This is a genomic window from Xenophilus sp. Marseille-Q4582 (assembly GCF_916700565.1).
Lineage (GTDB): Bacteria > Pseudomonadota > Gammaproteobacteria > Burkholderiales > Burkholderiaceae_C > Xenophilus.
The window spans coordinates 845,994-866,045 of the sequence record NZ_CAKAKO010000001.1; the positions used below are offsets into that span (position 1 = coordinate 845,994).

The window sequence follows — 20,052 nt, forward strand, 5'->3', positions numbered from 1 at the left end:
CGCGCCGTCAGCGCGCCGCTGGCTGGCGCCGGTCCACCTTGGCGCGCAGGGCGGCCGCCAGTTCGGGCGGCAGCAGTTTGCCGGCCAGCTTGAACAGCAGCAGCACCACCACGCCGTCGTCGATCCAGCCCAGCAAGGGCAGGGCGTCGGTCACGAAATCGACCGGGCTGACCAGATACAGCGCCGCCGCAATCACGGCGAGGCGGGCGCTCCACGGCGAGCGCGGATCGCGCAGCAAGGCCCAGGCCAGCGCCAGTTCCTTGCGCAGGGCAAACCACAGACGACCGAATTTCCACATGGCGAGCCTCCTTGGATGTGGCTCCCGACGGGGCGCACTGCGTCGGCAGATGCGGCCACCGCCAGCGAATCACAAGAGTGTGCCTGCTGCCGCAGCCCCGCGCGGCGCAAGTCCCCGCGGGCGGCGGCACAACTGCACAATGGCGCATGGCTTCTGATTTCGAAGCGGCACTGACGCGCTTCGCGCCCCCCCTGCCGCTGGCGGTGGCGCTCAGCGGGGGCGCCGATTCCACGGCCCTGCTGATCGCCTGCACCAGACGCTGGCCGGGCCAGGTGCAGGCCCTGCATGTGCACCACGGGCTGCAGGCGGTGGCGGACGATTTCGAGCGGCACTGCCGGGCGCTGTGCCATGGCCTGCAGGTACCGCTGCGCGTGGCCCGCGTGGATGCGCGCCATGCCGCCGGCCAGAGCCCCGAAGAGGCCGCGCGGCAGGCCCGCTATGCCGCCCTCGGGGCCCTGGCCCGCGGCGCGGGCGTCACTGCCGTCGCGCTGGGCCACCATGCCGATGACCAGGTCGAGACGATGCTGCTGGCTCTGTCGCGCGGCGCCGGCCTGCCCGGCCTGGCGGCGATGGCGGCGCAGACGCATCGCCAGGGGCTGATCTGGCTGCGGCCGCTGCTGCAGGTGCCGGGGGCGGAGATCCGCGACTGGCTGCGCGCGCAGGGCCAGGGCTGGGTCGAAGATCCGAGCAACATAGACCCGCGCTACACGCGCAATCGCATCCGACAGCAACTGATGCCGACGCTCGATGCGGCCTTTCCTGCGATGCGCCAGACTTTTGCGCGCAGTGCGGCCCATGCGGCGCAGGCGCAGGCCGTGCTCGACGAGGTGGCGGTGGAAGACCTGGCGCGCATCGGTGAGCCGCCGCGCATTGCGGCGCTGCAGACGCTGTCGCGCGCGCGCCAGGCGCATGTGTTGCGCCACTGGCTGGCGAGGCTGGACGCGACCGGCCGTGCCGCGCGGCCCAGCAGCGCGCAACTGCAGGCGCTGCTCGACCAGATTGCCGCCTGTCGCACGCGCGGGCACCGGATCGAGCTTAAGGTGGGAACCGGCCAGGTGCGCCGCGAGGCGGAAGTGCTGCGTTGGTACAATTGCGCGCCCTCGCCGCCGGCCCCGCGCACCGCGGGCGACAGCGGTCCCGAGGCCTGATGCGGCCCGCATCTCGCGTCCAGCCGCCTCTCACCTTTCAGCTTGCATCCATGGCATTGATTGTTCACAAGTACGGCGGCACGTCGATGGGCTCGACCGAGCGCATCGCCAACGTCGCCAAGCGCGTTGCCAAGTGGGCGCGCGCGGGCCACCGGATGGTGGTGGTTCCCAGCGCCATGAGTGGCGAAACCAACCGCCTGCTGGGCCTGGCTAAGGAACTGGCGCCCGCCAAGCCCGGTGACGCCTACCGCCGCGAGCTGGACATGCTGGCGGCCACCGGCGAGCAAGCCTCCTCGGCGCTGCTGGCCATCGCGCTGCAGACGCAGGGCGTGGAGGCCGTGAGCTACACCGGCTGGCAGGTGGGCGTGCGCACCGACAGCAACTACACCAAGGCCCGCATCGAGAGCATCGACGACAAGCGTGTGCAAGCCGACCTGGACGCCGGCCGCGTGGTGGTCATCACGGGCTTCCAGGGCATCGACGAGGAAGGCAACATCACCACGCTGGGCCGGGGCGGCAGCGACACCTCGGCCGTGGCCATCGCCGCTGCGCTCAAGGCCGACGAATGCCTGATCTACACCGACGTGGATGGCGTCTACACGACCGATCCGCGCGTGGAGCCCGACGCGCGCCGCATGGCCCGCATCAGCTTCGAGGAGATGCTGGAAATGGCCAGCCTCGGCTCCAAGGTGCTGCAGATCCGCTCGGTGGAATTCGCCGGCAAGTACCGCGTGCCGCTGCGCGTGCTGTCCAGCTTCACGCCCTGGGACATCGACATCAATGAAGAGGCCCAGTCCGGCACTCTGATCACTTTCGAGGAAGACGAAACCATGGAACAAGCCGTTGTCTCCGGCATCGCATTCAGCCGCGACGAAGCCAAGATCTCGGTGCTGGGCGTGCCTGACAAGCCGGGCATCGCGTATCACATCCTCGGCGCCGTGGCGGATGCCAACATCGAGGTCGACGTGATCATCCAGAACCTGTCCAAGGAGGGCAAGACCGACTTCAGCTTCACGGTCAACCGCAACGAATACGCGCGCACCGTGGACCTGCTCAAGGACAAGGTGCTGCCCAGCCTAGGCGCGACCGAGATCGCGGGCGACACCAAGATCTGCAAGGTCAGCATCGTGGGCATCGGCATGCGCAGCCATGTGGGCGTGGCGTCCAAGATGTTCCGCGTGCTGAGCGAAGAGGGCATCAACATCCAGATGATCTCCACCAGCGAGATCAAGACCTCCGTCGTGATCGACGAGAAGTACATGGAGCTGGCCGTGCGTGCGCTGCACAAGGCCTTCGATCTCGATCAAGCTGCGGCCTGATTGCGAGAACGAGGCATTTCACTGGCATAATGCTGGTTTTCCAGTTCAGGAAACGTGACCGAGTGGCCGAAGGTGCTCCCCTGCTAAGGGAGTATGGGGTGTAGAGCCTCATCGAGGGTTCGAATCCCTCCGTTTCCGCCAGACAACCCCGCCAGCCGAAAGGCGCGCGGGGTTTTCTGTTTTTGGGCGCTGCGCATTGGCCTCACGGCGACGGGGCAGGGTGCAGGGCACCCAACGCTCAGGAAAAAGCCCGCATGAGGCGGGCCTTTCCTTCATGAGCGCGGTACAGCACCAGTGAGCCATGCCAGGTCGTCACATCCGCCTGTCGAGCAGGCCCAGCACCGCCGCGCGCCGGCGGTGTCCTGCAAGGATGGCCGTCGTCGCGCAGCGGGGACGTGCTGCGCTCAGAAGGTGTGAATGAATCCGGCGTGGCCGAGCAGGCCGCGAAAACGCGACCGATCAAGGCGCAAAGCGCAGCCATAGCTCGGGCTATGGCGAGCATTTGCAACGCAGAGCGGGTGTGTTTTGGCGGAATGAGCGGGCATGTCGGGTTCGTTCACACCTTCTCAGCCCAGGCGCTTCAGGTGCCGCTCGATCTGCAACTGCACCTGCGCCGGCGCCGTGCCGCCCAGCGTGCTGCGCGCGTTCAGCGAGCCGCGCAGGCTCAGCACGTCGTACACGTCCTTCTCGATGTTCGGGTTGAAGCCCTGCAGCACTGTCAAGGGCAGCTCCGACAGGTCGACGTTGTGCGAGATGGCCGCCTTCACCGCATGCGCCACGGTCTCGTGCGCATCGCGGAAGGGCAGGCCCTTCTTCACCAGGTAGTCGGCCAGGTCGGTGGCGGTGGCGTAGCCCTTGAGCGCGGCGGCCTCCATCGCTTCCTTCTTCACGGTGATGCCCCCGACCATCTCGGCAAAGATGCGCAGCGTGTCCTTGAGCGTGTCCACCGTGTCGAACAGCGGCTCCTTGTCTTCCTGGTTGTCCTTGTTGTAGGCCAGCGGCTGGCCCTTCATGAGGGTGATCAGGCCCATCAGGTGGCCGACCACACGGCCGGTCTTGCCGCGCGCGAGCTCGGGCACGTCGGGGTTCTTCTTCTGCGGCATGATCGAGCTGCCGGTGGTGAAGCGGTCGGCGATCCGGATGAAGCCGAAGTTCTGGCTCATCCACAGGATCAGCTCCTCGCTGAAGCGGCTGATGTGGATCATCGCCAGGCTGGCGAAGGCCGTGAACTCGATGGCGAAGTCGCGGTCGCTCACGGCGTCCAGGCTGTTCTGGCACACCCCTTCCATGCCCAGCGTCTTGGCGACGCGCTCACGGTCCAGCGGGTAGGTGGTGCCGGCCAGCGCGGCCGCGCCCAGCGGCAGGCGGTTCACACGCTTGCGCACATCCTGCAGGCGCTCGGCATCGCGCGCGAACATCTCCACGTAGGCCAGCATGTGGTGGCCGAAGCTCACGGGCTGCGCCACCTGCAGGTGCGTGAAGCCGGGCAGGATCACGTCGACGTTCTCGGCGGCGATCTTCACCAGCGCCTTCTGCAGGTCGGTGAGCAGCCCGTCGATCAGGTCGATCTCGCCGCGCAGCCACAGGCGCACGTCGGTGGCCACCTGGTCGTTGCGGCTGCGGCCGGTGTGCAGGCGCTTGCCGGCATCGCCCACCAGCTGGGTCAGACGCGCCTCGATGTTCAGATGCACGTCTTCCAGCGCCAGCTTCCATTCGAAACGGCCGGCCTCGATCTCGCTTCGGATCTGTGCCATCCCACGCTGGATATCGGCCAGGTCCTGCGCCGAGATGATCTGCTGCGCCGCGAGCATCTCGGCATGAGCGAGCGAACCCTCGATGTCGGCCTGCGCCAGGCGCTTGTCGAAAAACACGCTGGAGGTGTAGCGTTGCACCAGCTCGCTCATGGGCTCGGAGAAAAGCGCCGACCACGCTTCGGATTTCTTGTCGAGTTGGTTCTGGGTCATGACGGGGGGATGCGGCACGGCGGGCCGGCGTTCAGGGGAAGGGCGCGGCAGGAAAAGCCCTGCGGCAATAATGGCCCGCTGCTCATTCTTCGTACGGCCAGCGATGCGCGAAGCCCCGATTTTATCGACGCCCTCCCGGCCCGAGGAGGCCGGCGCCGCCGTGCCGGCCGCGGCGCGGGCGGCACGCGCATCGGGGCCGTCGCGCGCGCCCGACAAGCCCGCCGACCTGCCGAGGCTGCCGCCGCGCGCGCATCTGTTCGACCTGTGCCAGATCGGCGTGGTGCTGCGCACCGTGCTGCTGGTCGAAGCCGTGGTCGCGGTGGCCACGCTGTACGTGGCGGCCGACCTGGGCTCATGGCTGCTGCTGGCCGCGACGGTGACCGGCGGCGCGTTGCCGGCCACGCTGCTGTGGCTGGTCACCGCCTGCGCCAGCGGGCGCCGGCTGGCGCGGCGGCCCCTGCGCCTGCAGTACCTGTCCGGCACGCTGCTGGGCCTGGGGGCCGGGCTGTATGGCTGCGCGCTGCTGCGCTGGGCGGGCGTGGTCGCCGATCCGCCCTGGCTGGCCAGTGCCCTCACGGGCGCGCTGTTCGCGGCCGTGGTGATGGTCGAACGCACGCTGCGCGCCAGCGGGCGCACGCCGGCGGCCACCACGGCGCGGCTGGAGGAACTGCAGCAGCGCATCCGCCCGCATTTCCTGTTCAACACGCTCAACAGCGCGATCGCGCTGGTGCGGCACGAGCCCGCGAAGGCCGAGACCCTGCTGGAGGACTTGAGCGAGCTGTTCCGCTCCGCGCTGGCCGACCCGGACGAGGCCGTCACGCTGGCCGACGAGATCGCGCTGGCCGAACGCTACCTGGCCATCGAGCAGGTGCGCTTCGGCGGGCGCCTGCGTGTGCGCTGGTCGCTGGACCCGGCCGCCGGCGAGGCGCGCCTGCCCAAGCTGCTGCTGCAGCCGCTCGTGGAAAACGCCGTCAAGCACGGCGTGGAGCCCAGCCCCAAGGGGGCGCGGCTGCGCATCCGTACCGAGCGGCGTGGCAGCCGCGTGGTGATCGAAGTGGTCAACACCCTGCCGCCGCTGCTGTGGGCCGACGAACCCCTGCCGCGCGGCCATGGCATCGCGCTGGCCAACGTGCGCGACCGGCTGCGCCTGCTGCACGACATGCAGGCCGGCTTCCGGGCCGGCGTGGAAGGCGACAGCTACCGGGTGCGCATCGACATTCCCGTGGCCTGAGAGCGGGGCGAGGAGGAAGCGCCCCCAGGCCGACCCTGCGGCGCGAGCGCGCCGCCACAACCCATGGAGGAGAGGCAACGATGATGGACAGCAAACCCGCGACAGCGCCCGCCGGCCTGCGCCCGGCCCTGCGCACGCTGATCGTGGACGACGAGGCCCTGGCGCGCCAGCGCCTGCGCACCTTGCTGGGCGATTGCCGCACGCCGCCCGCCGTGGTGGCGGGCGAGGCCGAGGCCGGTGAGGCTGCGCTGCGCCAGATCGACACCCTGCCGCTGGACCTGGTGCTGCTGGACATCCACATGCCCGGCATCGACGGCGTGGAGCTGGCGCGCGTGCTGCACCGGCGCGAGCAGGCCCCGGCCGTGATCTTCGTGACTGCGCACGCCACCCATGCCGTGACGGCCTTCGAGCTGGACGCGGTGGACTACCTGACCAAGCCCGTGCGCGGCGAGCGACTGCAGCAGGCGCTGCAGAAGGCCGAGCGCAGCCTCAAGGAGCGCCGTGCGGCGCGCGGCGAGGCACCACCGGTGGAAAGCCTGCTGATCCACGACCGCGGCCGCGCCGAGCGCATTCCGCTGTCGGAGGTGCTGTACCTGCGCTCCGAGCACAAGTACATCACCGTGCGCACCGCCACGCGCAGCCTGATCATGGACGGCTCGCTGAGCGACCTCGAGTCCCGCTACGCCGACCGGCTGGTGCGCGTGCACCGCAACACGCTGGTGGCGCGCGCGGCCATCCGCGCGCTGGACCGCCACGACGACGGCGAGGACAGCGAAGCCTGGGCCTTGCGCCTGGCGGGCCTGAGCGACCTGATCGTGGTCTCGCGCCGCATGTTGCCCGCCGTGCGCGAAGCCTTCCGCCAGCAGCCATGAGCCGCCTGCGCGCACCCGGGGACCGCCGGCACCCGCATCGGCATCCGCATCGCCCGGCCTGGAGGACTTGCCCTTGAGCACGAACGACGCGCCCCTCCCGCCCGCTGTCCCCGTGCCCGGCGGGGCCGGCGGCCCTGCGGCCGCCATGGACGCGGCCCCTGCCGCGGATGCCGACGCCACCGCCGCCCAGGTGATCCGCGAGGTGGAGGCGCAGCGCGAAGCGACCGGCGTCGGCGACGCCGCGCCGGCGGACCCGCCGCGCGTGCTGCTGCACATGCCGGTGGACGTGCGCAGCATCTCGCTGGTGGTGATGGCCGTGCTGGCCTGCGTGTTCGCCTTGCGCTGGGCCGCGCCGCTGTTCATTCCGCTCATGGGCAGCCTGCTCCTGACCTATGCACTGGCGCCCGCCGTGGACCGGCTGCAGCAGTGGCACCTGCCGCGCTGGGCCGCTGCCACCGTGCTGTTGCTGGGCTTGGCCGGCGGCATTGGCGCGACGGCCTGGACGCTGTCGGACAACGCGGCCGAACTGGTGGATTCACTGCCCGTGGCGGCGCAGAAGCTGCGCCAGGCGGTGCGCGAACGCAGTGGCCGCACCAGCACGCTGGACACGGTGCAGCAGGCCGCCGAGCACCTGGAGCGCGCCGCACAGGACAACAGCCACGCCTCGCCCCCGCCGCGCCGCGGCGTGCAGCGCGTGATCGTCGAGCGCCCGCCCTTCAACGTGCGCGACTACCTCTGGGTGGGCACCGTGGGCCTCATGAACGCCGCCGGCCAGTTCACGCTGGTGCTCTTCCTGACCTTCTTCGCGCTCTGCGCGGGCGACACCTTCCGCCGCAAGCTGGTGAAGATCACGGGGCCCAGCCTGCAGAAGAAGCGCATCACGGTGCATGTGCTGGACGACATCACGCAGCACATCCAGCGCTACCTGCTGGTGCAGATCGGCACCAGCGCGCTGGTGGGCGTGGGCACGGGCCTGGCCTTCTGGGCCATCGGCCTGCAGAACGCCGCCGTCTGGGCCATCGTGGCCGGCATCACCAACCTCATTCCCTATGTCGGCTCGCTGATCGTGCTGGTGGCCGCGAGCCTGGTCGCCTTCCTGCAGTTCAACGACATGGGCATGGCCGCGCTCGTGGGCGGCAGTTCGCTGCTGATCCACACGGGGGTGGGCCAGCTGCTGGTGCCCTGGCTGACCAGCCGCACCTCGCGCATGAACCCCGTGGCGGTGTTCGTGGGCGTGATCTTCTGGGGCTGGCTCTGGGGCGTGTGGGGGCTGTTGCTGGGCATTCCCATCCTCATGGTCATCAAGGCCGTGTGCGACCGCGTGGACGACCTGCGGCCGATCGGCGAACTGCTGGGCGAGTAGCGGCGCGGGAGCGTGACCGTCAGCGCGCAGGCGTTCTCGCCATTTCCGCGCGCAGCGCGCGGATGAAGCGCGGCGAGGACACAGCGCCCACGTTGAAGCGCGACCAGGGCGAGACCTCGGACTCCACCGTGAAGATGCGCCCGGGCGCCATCACGATGTTCTGCGCCAGGAGGCGCTGGGCGAACTGCATCGAATCGGCCACGCCGGGCAACGTGGCCCACAGGTACAGCGACTGCGCGTTGCGCGCGTAGATCTGCGCGCCCACCGACTCCAGCAGCCGCGTGGACTGGGCCGTGGCTTCTTCCAGCCGCGCGCGCAGCCGCGTGAGGTGGCGCTGGTAGTGGCCTTCGCTGAGCATCACGTCCACCGTGCGCTCGCAGTATTCGGAGGTGCTCACGTGCAGCAGCGCCTTGAGGTCGGCCAGGTCGCTGGCGAGGTCGGCACCGCAGGCGATGAAGCCCACGCGCAGCGCGGCCGAGAAGGACTTGGAGAAGCTGCCGATGTAGATCGTGCGCTCCAGTTGGTCCAGGGCCGCGAGGCGCGTCGAGGCCATGGGCTTGAAGTCGGCGAGCGGGTCGTCCTCGACGATCAGCAGGTTGTACTTCTGCGCCAGCTGCAGCACCTTGAAGGCCTTGGCGGCCGACAGGTCCGAGCCGGTCGGGTTGTGCGCCACCGACTGCGTGAAGAACAGGCGCGGCCGGTGCACGATGAGCAACTGCTCCAGCGCCTCGAGGTCGGGCCCGTCGGGGCCGCGCGGCACGCCGAACACCTCGGCGCTCGCCACCTTGAGCTTGCCGAACAGCGGGTAGTAGCCCGGGTCGTCCACCAGCACCTTGCCGCCGGGCGGCACGAAGTAGCGGATGACCAGGTCCATCGCCTCGTTCGCCCCTTGCGTCAGCACCACCTGTGCCGGCTCGGCACCGACGCCGATGTCGGCCAGCTTGCGCACGATGTGTTCGCGCAGCGGCGCATAGCCGTAGCGGCTGCCGTAGCGGAAGAGGGCGCCCAGGCCGGTGCGCACGACCTTGTGGTGGAACTTGTCCAGCCGCACGTCGGCCAGCCACTCGACGGGCGGGTAGCCGTCGCCCACGGCCAGCGCGTCGGGCCGCGTCTTGAGCTGCTCGCGCATGAGCCACACGATGTCCATCGCACGGCCCAGGCTGCCGCGCTCGTCCTCGGCCGGCGCGGGCGGCGCCGCGCGCTCCAGCACGTAGTAGCCGGAGCCGCGGCGCGGCTCGACCAGCCCGCGCGCCACCAACAGCTCGAAGGCGGCGACCACCGTGTTCTTGGCGTAGCGGTGCAGCTCGGCCAGCTCGCGCAGCGAGGGCAGCTTGTCGCCGGCCTTGTAGGCGCCGTCGGCGATCTGGCGCTCCAGGGCGTCGGCCAGCTGCTCGGTGCGGGAGGTGGGGCGTGGGGTCGCGCGCGGTGTCATGGCGGGTGACTATGACACATGGGGCGCGGGCGAGGGCTTGGTTGCCTCACTGTCCCAACAAACTGTACCTATGATGACTGGTACAGAGCGCCTACAGTCCGCCCACTCCAACCCTGCCCGTCAAGAGACTGTTCCACCATGGCTGATTCGCGCCTGCCCAATTTCCGCGCCCTCACTCCCGCCCAGCGCCTCGACCACATCGCCGAGGCCGTCGCACTCACCGTCGACGAGAAGGCCCTGCTGAGCCAGCCCGGCGCCCTGCCCCTGGCGCGCGCCGACGGCATGATCGAGAACGTCGTCGGCACCTTCGAGCTGCCCTTCGGCGTGGCTGGCAACTTCCAGATCAACGGCCAGGACGTGCTGGTGCCCATGGCTGTGGAAGAACCTTCCATCGTGGCGGCGGCCTCCTTCATGGCCAAGCTGGCCCGCGAAGGCGGCGGCTTCGAGACCTCCAGCACCGGCCCCCTCATGCGAGCCCAGGTGCAGGTGCTCGGCGTGACCGACCCCTACGGCGCCCGTATTGCGCTGCTCAAGCACCGCGAGGAAATCCTGTCGGTGGCCAACAGCCGCGACAAGGTGCTCATCGGCCTGGGCGGCGGCTGCCGCGACATCGAGGTCCATGTCTTCCCCGACACGCCGCGCGGCGCGATGGTGGTGATGCACCTGATCGTGGACGTGCGCGACGCCATGGGCGCCAACACCGTCAACACCATGGCCGAGTCGGTCTCGCCGCTGGTGGAGAAGCTCACCGGCGGCCAGGTGCGCCTGCGCATCCTGTCGAACCTGGCCGACCTGCGCTTGGCCCGCGCCCGCGTGCGGCTGACGCCGGAGACGCTCAAGACCAAGGAGCGCAGCGGCGAGGAGATCGTCGAAGGCGTGCTCGACGCCTACACCTTCGCGGCCGTCGACCCGTACCGCGCGGCCACGCACAACAAGGGGATCATGAACGGCATCGACCCGGTGATCGTGGCCACCGGCAACGACTGGCGCGCAGTCGAGGCCGGCGCGCACGCCTGGGCCTGCCGCAGCGGCCGCTACACCTCGCTCACCACCTGGGAGAAGGACACGGCCGGCGCGCTGGTCGGCACGATCGAGATGCCGATGCCCGTGGGTCTGGTCGGCGGTGCGACCAAGACGCACCCGCTGGCGCAGCTGTCGCTGAAGATCATGGGCGTGAAGACCGCGCAGGAACTGGGCGAAGTGGCCGTGGCCGTGGGCCTGGCGCAGAACCTGGGCGCGCTGCGTGCGCTCGCCACCGAAGGCATCCAGCGCGGCCACATGGCCCTGCATGCCCGCAACATCGCGCTGGTGGCCGGCGCCACGGGCGAGGAGATCGACGCCATCGCCAAACAGATGGCCGCCGAGCACGACGTGCGCACCGACCGCGCCGTCGCGCTGCTGGAGGCGCTGCGCAAGAAGTGAGCGCCGCGGCGCAAGCTTCTTCTGCCACGGCGGGCATGGGGCCCGGCCATGGCGCGGCGCGACCGAGGGCGCGCGCCTTTCGCATCCACCGGAGACAAACACCATGAGTTCCGACACCCCGCCCACCGGGCAGCCCCTGGTCGAGGTCTGGGGCGACACCGCGAACACGCGGCATCTCGCCTGGGCCATCGTGATCGGCATCGGCATCAGCCTGACCGGCTTCCTGATCGCCAGCCGCATCCTCGTCGCGCACGTGAGCAGCCCCGAGCTGGCACGCGCCTACGCCATGCTCGCCGGCCTGGCCGGCTGCGTGCTGTCGGGCGTGATCTGCGCCTTCATCTTCCAGCCCAAGCGCGAGGTGGTCGAAGGCGCCGCCTCGGACCCGGCATGGCGCGAGGAAGTCGTCGCCCAGCTCGCCGAGGAACATGGCGGCCTCGGCTCGATGGACGACCTGCCGCCGGTGGTGGCGCGCGAGATGAAGGAGTTGGAGATCTACGAGCTCTTCGCCCAGCACGACCCCGCCCACGCCACCCACTCGAAAGCCGCCCGATGAGCGCCGAACTCCTCCACCAGATCTGGGTTGCCGGGGCCATGGGCCTGGTCGGCGCCATCGTCTTCGCCGCCATCGGCCTCGTGTCGGGCACCGACGAGACCACCACGCTCGCGCCGCTCACGCTGCTCGTGGTGCTGCTGGGCGTGCCGGCCGCGGGCGTGTTCACCTTCTTCCTGGCCGGGGCCGTGGCCAAGCACATGACGCACGCCGTGCCCACGGCGCTGCTGGGCATTCCCGGCGACACGCTGGCCACACCGCTGCTGCAGGACGCCAACGCGCTGCGCAAGCTGGGCGTGCCGCACATCGCGCTGCGCAAGATGATCTCGGGCGCCATCGTCGCGGCCTTCGTGGCCGTGCCGCTGGCCGTGCTGTTCGCGGTGATGCTCGCGCCCTTCGGGCCCACCATCACCAAGGCGGCACCGTGGATCTTCCTGGCCGCCGCGATTTTGATCGCCTACTTCTCGCCCGGTCGCTGGGCCTCGGTGGCGCTGCTGCTGCCCTTCGTGGTGCTCATCATCGCGCTGCAGACGCTGACGGCGAAGTACAACGTCAAGCTCAGCGTGAGCTACTTCCTCGGCATCGCGATCGGCCCGCTGGTGGCCGACCTGTTCTCGGTCATCTCGCCGGCCGACCGCGGCCGCATGAAGCGCGACCAGCCGCGCACCTTCCAGCTCGCGCCGGACGTCAAGGGCTGGTCGGGCTACTTCCCCAACCCGCTGAAGGTGCTGGACCGCAAGCAGACGCAGTGGACGCTGGCGACAGCCACCATCTCGAGCGAGACCTTCGTGTTCAGCCCCGTCGCCATGACGGTGGTGCTGGGCGAGCTGGTCGGCTCGCGCATCAAGCACGCCTACCACCGCCTCACCACGGTGCTGGCCGCGCGCAACGGCGTGACCGAGGCGACCTACATCGCCGAGGCACTGATCCCGCTGATCGCCTTCGGCCTGCCGCTCAGCCCGGTGGCCGCGGGGCCGGCGGCGCCGCTTTTCAATGCGCCGCCGCGCTTCACGGTGGATGCGGCCACGGGCCAGACGCACAACCTGCACAACCTGATGAACCACTGGGAGTTCCTCGGCTACGGCATGCTGGCCGTGCTGCTGGCGGCGGTGGTGTCGTACCCCTTCGCGATGAACTTCGCGCGCCGCGCGGCGCTCTTCGTGTCGCGCAAGGTGAGCCACGAGGCCATCATCGCGACCTTCATCGGCCTGATCTTCGTCATCAGCGTGTGGGAAGGGCAGTTCCTGGGGCTGCTGGTCATCATGACCATGGGCCTGGTCGGCGGGCTGCTGTCGCGAATCCTGGGCTTCAACACCGGCGTGCAGTTCATGGGCTACTACACGGCCGTGCTGTCGGTGCCCGCGCTGCTGAAGATCTTCGGATGAGCGCGAGCGCCATGGCCGAGCGCGTGAAGATCGTCGAGGTCGGCCCGCGCGACGGGCTGCAGAACGAGAAGCAGCCGGTCGACGTCGCGACCAAGGTGGCGCTGATCGAGCGGCTCGTGGCCGCCGGCGTCACCCACATCGAGGCGGCGTCCTTCGTGTCGCCCAAGTGGGTGCCGCAGATGGCGGGCAGCGCCGAGGTCATGGCCGCGGTGCCGCGCCTGCCGGGCGTGCACTACAGCGCGCTGACGCCGAATCTGCAAGGGCTGGAGGCCGCGCTGGCCGCCGGCTGCGAGGAGGTCGCGGTGTTCGGCGCCGCGTCCGAGGCCTTTTCGCAGAAGAACATCAACTGCTCCATCGCCGAGAGCCTGGAGCGCTTCCGCAGCGTGGCCGAGGCGGCGCTGGCGGCCGGCGTGAAGCTGCGCGGCTACGTGTCCTGCGTGCTGGGCTGCCCTTACGAGGGGGCGGTGGCGCCGGCGCAGGTGGCGCGCGTGGCGGTGCAACTGCGCGAGATAGGCTGCCACGAGATCTCGCTGGGCGACACCATCGGCCGCGGCACGCCCGATGCCACGCGGCGCCTGCTGGAGGCCTGCCTGCGCGAGCTGCCGGCGGGTACGCTGGCCGGCCACTTCCACGACACCTACGGCATGGCCGTGGCCAACGTGGCGGCGTCGCTGGACATGGGCCTGCGCACCTTCGACAGCTCGGTGGCCGGGCTGGGCGGCTGCCCCTATGCGGCGGGCGCTTCGGGCAATGTGGCGACGGAAGACGTGGTCTACCTGCTGCAGAACATGGGCTACGAGACCGGCATCGAGCTCGACGCGCTGGTCGAGGCGGGCCTGTTCATCAGCCAGGCGCTGGGCCGCGCGCCGCAGTCGCGTGTGTCGCAGGCCCTGCGCGCGGCCTGCGCGGTCTGATCTGAATCACTGGGGCTTGTGTCGCCTCCATTCACCAGGGCACCCGCGGGACCGGCTTTGCCGGACCGCCGGGTGCGCCCCCTTGGGGGTATGGGGCTTCCATACGCAGTGAGGAAGCCCAAACGGGGGGTCAGCCCGTATTTCGCAACCCCGCTGCCACGCCGTTGATCGACAGGTGGATGCCGCGCTGCACGCGCTCGCCGCCTTCGCCGCTGCGAAAGCGCCGCATCAGCTCCACCTGCAGGTGATGCAGCGGGTCGATGTAGGGGAAGCGGTGGCGCACCGAGCGCTGCATCTCGGCATTGCCGGCCAGGCGCTGCTTCTCGCCCGTGATCAGGGTCAGCGCCTCGGACGTGCGGTGCCACTCGGCGTCGATCATGCCGAACACCTTCTGGCGCAGCTTGCGGTCGCCCACCAGCTCCGCATAGCGCGTGGCCAGCTGCAGGTCGCTCTTGGCCAGCACCATGTCCATGTTCGACAGCAGGGTGCGGAAGAAGGGCCACTGCGCGTACATGCGCTGCAGCAGCGCGATGCGCTCCTTGCGCTCGGTGGCCGGCACCTTGCCGTCGTCGCCTTCCAGAAAGCGGGCCACCGCGCTGCCGAAGCCGTACCAGCCATTGATGGTCAGGCGGCACTGGCCCCAGCTGAAGCTCCACGGCACGGCGCGCAGGTCTTCGATGTTGCGCTGCGGGTTGCGCGAGGCCGGGCGCGAACCGATGTTGAGCTCGGCGATCTCGCGGATCGGGGTGGAACCGAAGAAGTAGTCGACGAAGCCGGGCGTCTCGTACACCAGCGCGCGGTAGGCCGCCATGCTGGCGCGCGACAGCACCTCGGCCGTGTGCATGAAGGCGGCAGGCGGCGCCTTGGCCGGCGCGAGGAAGGTGGCTTCCAGCGTGGCGGCGACCAGCGTCTCGAGGTTGCGCCGGCCGATCTCGCGGTTGGCGTACTTGGAGCCGATGACTTCGCCCTGCTCGGTCAGGCGCAACTGGCCGCGCACGGTGCCGGGTGGCTGTGCGAGGATGGCCTGGTAGCTCGGCCCGCCGCCGCGGCCCACCGTGCCGCCGCGCCCATGGAACATCCGCAGCCGGATCCTGTCTTCTCGACCCGCGTTCATCTCGTCGAACAGCTTCACCAGTGCCATGCCGGCGCGGTAGAGCTCCCAGTTGCTGGTGAAGATGCCGCCATCCTTGTTGCTGTCGCTGTAGCCCAGCATCACGTCCTGCTCGGCGCCCGAGCGGCGCACCAGCGCGTCGATGCCGGGCAGGGCGTAGAAGGCGCGCACGATGGGCGCGGCGTTGCGCAGGTCCTCGATGGTTTCGAAAAGCGGCACGACGATCAGGTCGCACACCGCATCCTCGTTCAGCGTGCCGCGCATCAGGCCCACTTCCTTTTGCAGCAGCAGCGCTTCCAGCAGGTCGCTCACCGTCTCGGTGTGGCTGATGATGTAGTGGCGGATGGCGGCGCGGCCGTAGCGCGCATGCGAGAGGCGCGCCTGCGCGAAGATGGCCAGCTCGCTGGCCGTGAGCGGCTGGTAGGCGCCATCGGGCACGCGCAGCGGGCGGGCGTCCTCCAGCAGCCTGATCAGCAGGGTCTGCTTGGCGTCCTCGGCCAGGCTGGCATAGCTGGGCTCGATGCGCGCCACCTTCAGCAGGTCGGCGACCACGGCCTCGTGCTTGTCCGAGCTCTGGCGCAGGTCCACCGTGGCCAGGTGGAAGCCGAACACTTCCACCGCGCGGATCAGCGGCCGCAGGCGCTGGTCCAGCAGCGCCGCGCCATGCTTCTCGCGCAGTGAATCCTCGATCACGCGCAGGTCGGCCAGGAAGCTCTGCGCATCGGGATAGGGGTTCTGCGGCGCCACGGCATGGCGCGCGGCCACGCCGCCCGTCAGCTGCTGCAGCGTGGCGGCCAAGCGCGCATACACGCCGGTCAGCGCGCGGCGGTAGGGCTCGTCCAGGCGGTGCTCGTTGGGGTCGGGCGAGGCGTCGGCCAGCGCCTGCATCTCGGGCGACACGTCCACCAGCGCGGCCGACAGCGACAGCTCGCCGCCCAGGTAGTGCACCTCGGTCAGGTAGTGGCGCAGCGCCAGCTCGCACTGGCGGCGCAGCGCGTAGTCCAGCGTCTCGGCCGTCACGTTGGGGTTGCCGTCGCGGTCGCCGCCGATCCACTGGCCCATGCGGAAGAAGGGCGCGATGTCCTGCTGGCCCAGCGCCTGTTCCAGCGCCGCGTACACGCGCGGGATCTCGCGCAGGAAGGTGGCCTCGTAGTAGCTCAGCGCGTTCTCGATCTCGTCGGCCACCGTGAGCTTGGTGAAGCGCAGCAGGCGCGTCTGCCACAGCTGCGTGACGCGCGTGCGCATCTGGGCCTCGTTCTCGGCCAGCTCGCGCGGCGTCAGCGCGTCCTTGCGGCCGGCGAACAGGGCCTGGCGCGCGCGGATCTCGTCGCGCTGCGTGAGCAGCAGCGCGATGCCGCGCTCGGCGTCGAGGATGCTCTTGCGCTGCACCTCGGTCGGGTGCGCGGTGAGCACGGGCGACAGATAGCTGTGCGCCAGCGATTGCGCCACCTGCGCGGGCGTGACGCCGGCCTTGCGGATGCGCGCGAGCGCCACCTCGAGGCTGCCTTCGATGGCCTCGTCGGCGCGCTCGGCCTCGCTGCGGCGGCGGATCTGGTGCCGGTCCTCGGCCAGGTTGGCCAGGTGGCTGAAGTAGGTGAAGGCGCGGATCACGCGCACCGTCTCGGCGGCCGACAGGCCCTTGAGCAGCTGCTTGAGCGCGCGGTCGGCCGACGGGTCGGCATCGCGCCGGAAGGCCACCGACAGCGTGCGGATCTTCTCCACCAGCTCGAAGGTGGCGGTGCCCTCCTGTTCGCGGATCACGTCGCCGAGGATGCGGCCCAGCAGGCGGATGTCTTCGATCAGGGGCTGGTCTTCGGCCTGGCGGCGCGCCGGGCTGGACGGGGTCGACGGGCTGCTGGCGGCGCGGGGGCGGCGGGTGCTCATTGCGCGGGGCTCCTCAGTGGTGCGCGGGTCGCGGGGCGCCCTCCCTGCCGGCAGGCCTGCGGGCCGCGCGATTCATGAAGAGCACCCCTGGGAATCGTCGCGTTGCTGCGACGCAACATGCTAGCATCCTCTTCCTCCCGAAGACCCCGTGAAGCCCGCCCCGTGACCCACATCGTGATCGCCACGCGCGAAAGCCGCCTGGCCCTCTGGCAAGCCGAGCATGTGCGGGCGCTGCTGCAAGAACAGGGCCACACGGTGGAACTGCTGGGCATGACCACGCGCGGCGACCAGATCCTGGACCGCACGCTGTCCAAGGTGGGCGGCAAGGGCCTGTTCGTGAAGGAGCTGGAGACGGCGCTGGAAGAAGGCCGGGCCGACATCGCCGTGCATTCGCTCAAGGACGTGCCGATGGAGCTGCCCGAGGGCTTCGAGCTCGCCGCCGTGCTCGAGCGCGAGGACCCGCGCGATGCCTTCGTCTCGCCGCAGTTCGCCGCGCTCGACGCCCTGCCGCAGGGCGCCGTCGTCGGCACCTCCAGCCTGCGCCGCACGGTGCTGCTGCGTGCCCTGCGGCCCGACCTGCGCATCGAACCGCTGCGCGGCAATCTCGACACGCGCCTGCGCAAGCTCGACGAAGGGCATTACGCGGCCATCGTGCTCGCGGCCGCGGGCCTCAAGCGGCTGGGGCTGGCCTCGCGCATCCGCGCCGTCTTCGAACCCGCGCAGATGCTGCCCGCCGCGGGGCAGGGCGCGCTGGGCATCGAGATCCGCGCCGGCCGCGCCGATCTGCAGGCCGCGCTGGCGCCACTGGTGCATCGCCCGACCTGGCTGGGCACGGCGGCCGAACGCGCCGTGAGCCGCGCGATGGGCGGCAGCTGTTCCATGCCGCTGGCTGCGCATGCGCAATGGCAGGCCGATGGCGCCTTGGCCATGGCAGCCGCCTGGGGAGACCCGGAGGGCTCGGGCGCGCTCGTGCAGGCGCGCGCGCAGTCGATGGTGCGTGACCTGGCCGACGCCGAAACCCTGGGCCAGCGCGTGTCCGAGCAACTGCTGGCCGGCGGCGCGCGCCGCGCCTGACCCCTTTGCTTCCATGCCCGCGCCGGCGCCTGCGCTCTTGCCTTCTCATTCGTCGCGCCTGATCGTCACGCGCCCCGAGCCCGAGGCCTCGCGCTGGGTGCAGGCGCTGCAGGCGCAGGGGCAGGCGGCGCGCGCGCTGCCGCTGATCGTGATCCGGCCCGAGGTCCTGCCCGCGGCTTCGCGGCCCGCGCCTGGCGCGCATGCGGCCCTGATGTTCGTGAGCGGCGCTGCCGTGCGCGCCTTCTTCGGCCAGGTGCCTGCGGCGGCCATGTTGCAGGGCGCCACCCGCTGCTGGTGCACGGGCCCCGGCACGGCGGCCGCCTTGCGTGAGGCTGGCGTGCCCGCGGCGGCCATCGACAGTCCGCCCGAGGCCGCGCAGCAGTTCGATTCCGAGGCGCTGTGGGCGCAGGTGCGCGCCCAGGTGCGGTCCGGCACGCGCGTGTGCATCGTGCGCGGCGGCAATGCGCAGGGCCAGCCGGCCGGCCGCGACTGGCTGGCGCGCACGCTGGCCGACGCCGGTGCGCAGGTGGACACCCTCGTGGCCTACCGCCGCCTGCCGCCGCCCGCCGACGCCGCCTGGCAGGCTGACGTGCAGCAGGCCGTGGCCGCGCGCGACGTCTGGCTTTTCAGCAGCTCCGAGGCCGTGATCCACCTGCGCGAAGCCATGGCTGGCACGCCGGAGCTGGACTGGGCCGCCTGCCGGGCCCTGGCCACGCATGCGCGCATTGCCGACGCCGCGCGCCAGCTGGGCTTCGGCCAGGTGCAGACGGTGGCCCCGCTGCTGCCGTCCGTCCTGGCGGCGCTGCGCGCGGGCTGAGCGGGCCGGTGCCCTGGAAGCCGCCTCCTAGAATTCCCACGCTATGAGTGCTCCACAGATCGAGGACCTGACCCCGAAAGCCGTGCCCGCAGCCGGACCCGACCCGGCGCGGCAGGCGCTGGGCGCCGTGGTGCTGCAACGCATCGCGCTGGGCCTGGCGCTGCTGCTGGCGCTGGTCGGCCTGGTAATGGCCTTCATGCTGTGGCACAAGGTGGGCGGCATGCAGGAGCAACTGGCGCGCCAGAGCGCGGACGCCACCGCCCAGGCCGCCGAGGCGCGCGCGCTCGCGCGCCAGGCGCAGGACACCGTGCGCGAGGCCGCGGGCCGGCTGGCCCTCATGGAAACCCGTGTGGCCGAAGTCGCGCTGCAGCGCGCGCAGCTGGAAGAGCTGATGCAGACGCTGTCGCGCTCGCGCGACGAGAACCTCGTGGTCGACATCGACGCGGCCGTGCGCCTGGCGCTGGAACAGGCCCAGGCCACCGGCAACGTGCAGCCGCTGCTGGCCGCGCTGCGCGCCGGCGAGCAGCGCATCGCGCGCTCGGGCCTGCCGCACCTGCAGCCGCTGCAACGGGCGCTGCAGCGCGACGCCGACCGCATCCGCGCCACCGCCAGCGGCGACGGCGGGGAGGCGCTGGCCAAGCTGGAAGAACTGCTCAAGGGCGTGGACGACCTGCCCGTGCTCAACGCGCTGGCCCGCCGCGGCCGCACGTCCAGCGAAGACGGCTGGTACGGCGAGGCCATCCCGGCCGAGGCCGGCTGGTGGCAGCGCGTGGTGATGAGCGTGCGCAACGAGGTGCGCGCCCTGGTGCGCGTGTCGCGCATCGACCGGCCCGAAGCTGTGCTGCTCACGCCCGAACAGACCTTCTTCCTGCGCGAGAACCTCAAGCTCAAGCTGCTGGGCGCGCGCACCGCGCTGCTGTCGCGCCAGCCTGAGCAGGCCCGGGCGGAACTGGCCGCCGTGGCCACCTCGCTCAACCGCTATTTCGATCCGGCGTCGCGCCGCGTCCAAATTGCGGCCACGCAGTTGCAGCAGCTGCAGGGGCTGGTGCGTGCTGCCGCGCCGGCCCGCATCGACGAAACCCTGGCCGCGCTGGCCACCGCGGCTGCGGGGCGTTGAACCGAGATGAGACCCCCACGCTCCCCCGCTGCGCGAGGTCCGCTGCCCCCCGAGGGGGCGCTTCAATGCCTTCGGGCGGCCGGGCGGCATTGAGATGAAACGACCCCCACGCTCCCCCGCTTCGCGAGGTCCGCTGCCCCCCGAGGGGGCG

Annotated in this window: 16 protein-coding genes and 1 tRNA gene; 13 read left to right on the plus strand and 4 right to left on the minus strand. The window is 70.7% G+C overall.

The genetic code is table 11. The features are described from left to right. Window positions 1-7: 7 nt before the first annotated feature. The gene (locus LG388_RS03920) at window positions 8-298 is read right to left on the minus strand and encodes a YkvA family protein (protein WP_225781514.1); all 291 of its coding nucleotides are present in this window, start codon (window positions 296-298) and stop codon (window positions 8-10) included. Between the two features lie 146 nt (window positions 299-444). Between LG388_RS03920 and tilS the strand changes: the two genes are divergently transcribed. From tilS to LG388_RS03935, 3 genes are all read left to right on the plus strand, one after another. Beyond that, complete coding sequence (tilS, locus tag LG388_RS03925) at window positions 445-1,446, plus strand: tRNA lysidine(34) synthetase TilS (protein ID WP_225781515.1); 1,002 nt, start codon at window positions 445-447, stop codon at window positions 1,444-1,446. A gap of 50 nt (window positions 1,447-1,496) precedes the next feature. Continuing rightward, a complete protein-coding gene (locus LG388_RS03930; RefSeq protein ID WP_225781516.1) occupies window positions 1,497-2,765 on the plus strand; it encodes an aspartate kinase in 1,269 nt (422 codons plus the stop codon). 48 nt (window positions 2,766-2,813) lie between these two features. Next, window positions 2,814-2,906: transfer RNA gene (locus LG388_RS03935), tRNA-Ser, on the plus strand. 425 nt (window positions 2,907-3,331) lie between these two features. Here the strand turns inward: LG388_RS03935 and argH are convergent. Further along, entirely contained in the window at window positions 3,332-4,729 is a 1,398-nt protein-coding gene (gene argH / locus LG388_RS03940; RefSeq protein ID WP_225781517.1) for an argininosuccinate lyase, read from the minus strand. A gap of 103 nt (window positions 4,730-4,832) precedes the next feature. Between argH and LG388_RS03945 the strand changes: the two genes are divergently transcribed. The 3 genes from LG388_RS03945 to LG388_RS03955 all read left to right on the plus strand — a co-directional run bounded on the left by LG388_RS03945 (window position 4,833) and on the right by LG388_RS03955 (window position 8,195). Continuing rightward, window positions 4,833-5,960 carry a sensor histidine kinase gene (locus LG388_RS03945; protein ID WP_225781518.1) on the plus strand — a complete coding sequence of 376 codons (1,128 nt, stop codon included), beginning with the start codon at window positions 4,833-4,835 and terminating at the stop codon, window positions 5,958-5,960. A gap of 80 nt (window positions 5,961-6,040) precedes the next feature. Continuing rightward, window positions 6,041-6,832 (plus strand): LytTR family DNA-binding domain-containing protein, encoded by a 792-nt coding sequence (locus LG388_RS03950; RefSeq protein WP_225781519.1) that lies wholly within the window; start codon window positions 6,041-6,043, stop codon window positions 6,830-6,832. A gap of 73 nt (window positions 6,833-6,905) precedes the next feature. Continuing rightward, window positions 6,906-8,195: an AI-2E family transporter gene (locus LG388_RS03955; RefSeq protein ID WP_225781520.1), complete on the plus strand. Its 1,290-nt coding sequence runs from the start codon at window positions 6,906-6,908 to the stop codon at window positions 8,193-8,195. Window positions 8,196-8,214: 19 nt separating this feature from the next. On the opposite strand, the gene LG388_RS03960 is transcribed toward LG388_RS03955, so the two are convergent. Further along, a complete protein-coding gene (locus tag LG388_RS03960) occupies window positions 8,215-9,627 on the minus strand; it encodes a PLP-dependent aminotransferase family protein (protein WP_225781521.1) in 1,413 nt (470 codons plus the stop codon). Window positions 9,628-9,765: 138 nt separating this feature from the next. Here LG388_RS03960 and LG388_RS03965 point away from each other — a divergent pair, with 138 nt between their 5' ends. The 4 genes from LG388_RS03965 to LG388_RS03980 all read left to right on the plus strand — a co-directional run bounded on the left by LG388_RS03965 (window position 9,766) and on the right by LG388_RS03980 (window position 13,898). Further along, the gene (locus LG388_RS03965) at window positions 9,766-11,049 is read left to right on the plus strand and encodes a hydroxymethylglutaryl-CoA reductase, degradative (protein WP_225781522.1); all 1,284 of its coding nucleotides are present in this window, start codon (window positions 9,766-9,768) and stop codon (window positions 11,047-11,049) included. 103 nt (window positions 11,050-11,152) lie between these two features. Further along, window positions 11,153-11,602, plus strand: a complete 450-nt coding sequence (locus LG388_RS03970; protein ID WP_225781523.1) for a hypothetical protein — start codon at window positions 11,153-11,155, stop codon at window positions 11,600-11,602. After that, entirely contained in the window at window positions 11,599-12,984 is a 1,386-nt protein-coding gene (locus LG388_RS03975; protein ID WP_225781524.1) for a tripartite tricarboxylate transporter permease, read from the plus strand. Before LG388_RS03970 ends, LG388_RS03975 begins: the two co-directional genes overlap by 4 nt. Further along, window positions 12,981-13,898: a hydroxymethylglutaryl-CoA lyase gene (locus LG388_RS03980; RefSeq protein ID WP_225781525.1), complete on the plus strand. Its 918-nt coding sequence runs from the start codon at window positions 12,981-12,983 to the stop codon at window positions 13,896-13,898. The genes LG388_RS03975 and LG388_RS03980 overlap by 4 nt, the downstream gene beginning before the upstream one ends. Before the next feature lie 130 nt (window positions 13,899-14,028). Here the strand turns inward: LG388_RS03980 and ppc are convergent, their stop codons facing one another. Next, window positions 14,029-16,893, minus strand: coding sequence for a phosphoenolpyruvate carboxylase (gene ppc, locus LG388_RS03985; protein ID WP_225781526.1), 2,865 nt, complete (start codon window positions 16,891-16,893; stop codon window positions 14,029-14,031). 117 nt (window positions 16,894-17,010) lie between these two features. Between ppc and hemC the strand changes: the two genes are divergently transcribed. The 3 genes from hemC to LG388_RS04000 are packed head-to-tail and all read left to right on the plus strand — an operon-like array spanning window position 17,011 to window position 19,901. Beyond that, complete coding sequence (gene hemC, locus LG388_RS03990; RefSeq protein WP_225781527.1) at window positions 17,011-17,967, plus strand: hydroxymethylbilane synthase; 957 nt, start codon at window positions 17,011-17,013, stop codon at window positions 17,965-17,967. Window positions 17,968-18,004: 37 nt separating this feature from the next. Beyond that, entirely contained in the window at window positions 18,005-18,784 is a 780-nt protein-coding gene (locus tag LG388_RS03995) for a uroporphyrinogen-III synthase (RefSeq protein ID WP_225781528.1), read from the plus strand. A 43-nt stretch (window positions 18,785-18,827) separates the two neighbouring features. After that, window positions 18,828-19,901, plus strand: coding sequence for a uroporphyrinogen-III C-methyltransferase (locus LG388_RS04000; RefSeq protein ID WP_225781529.1), 1,074 nt, complete (start codon window positions 18,828-18,830; stop codon window positions 19,899-19,901). Window positions 19,902-20,052: the final 151 nt, after the last annotated feature.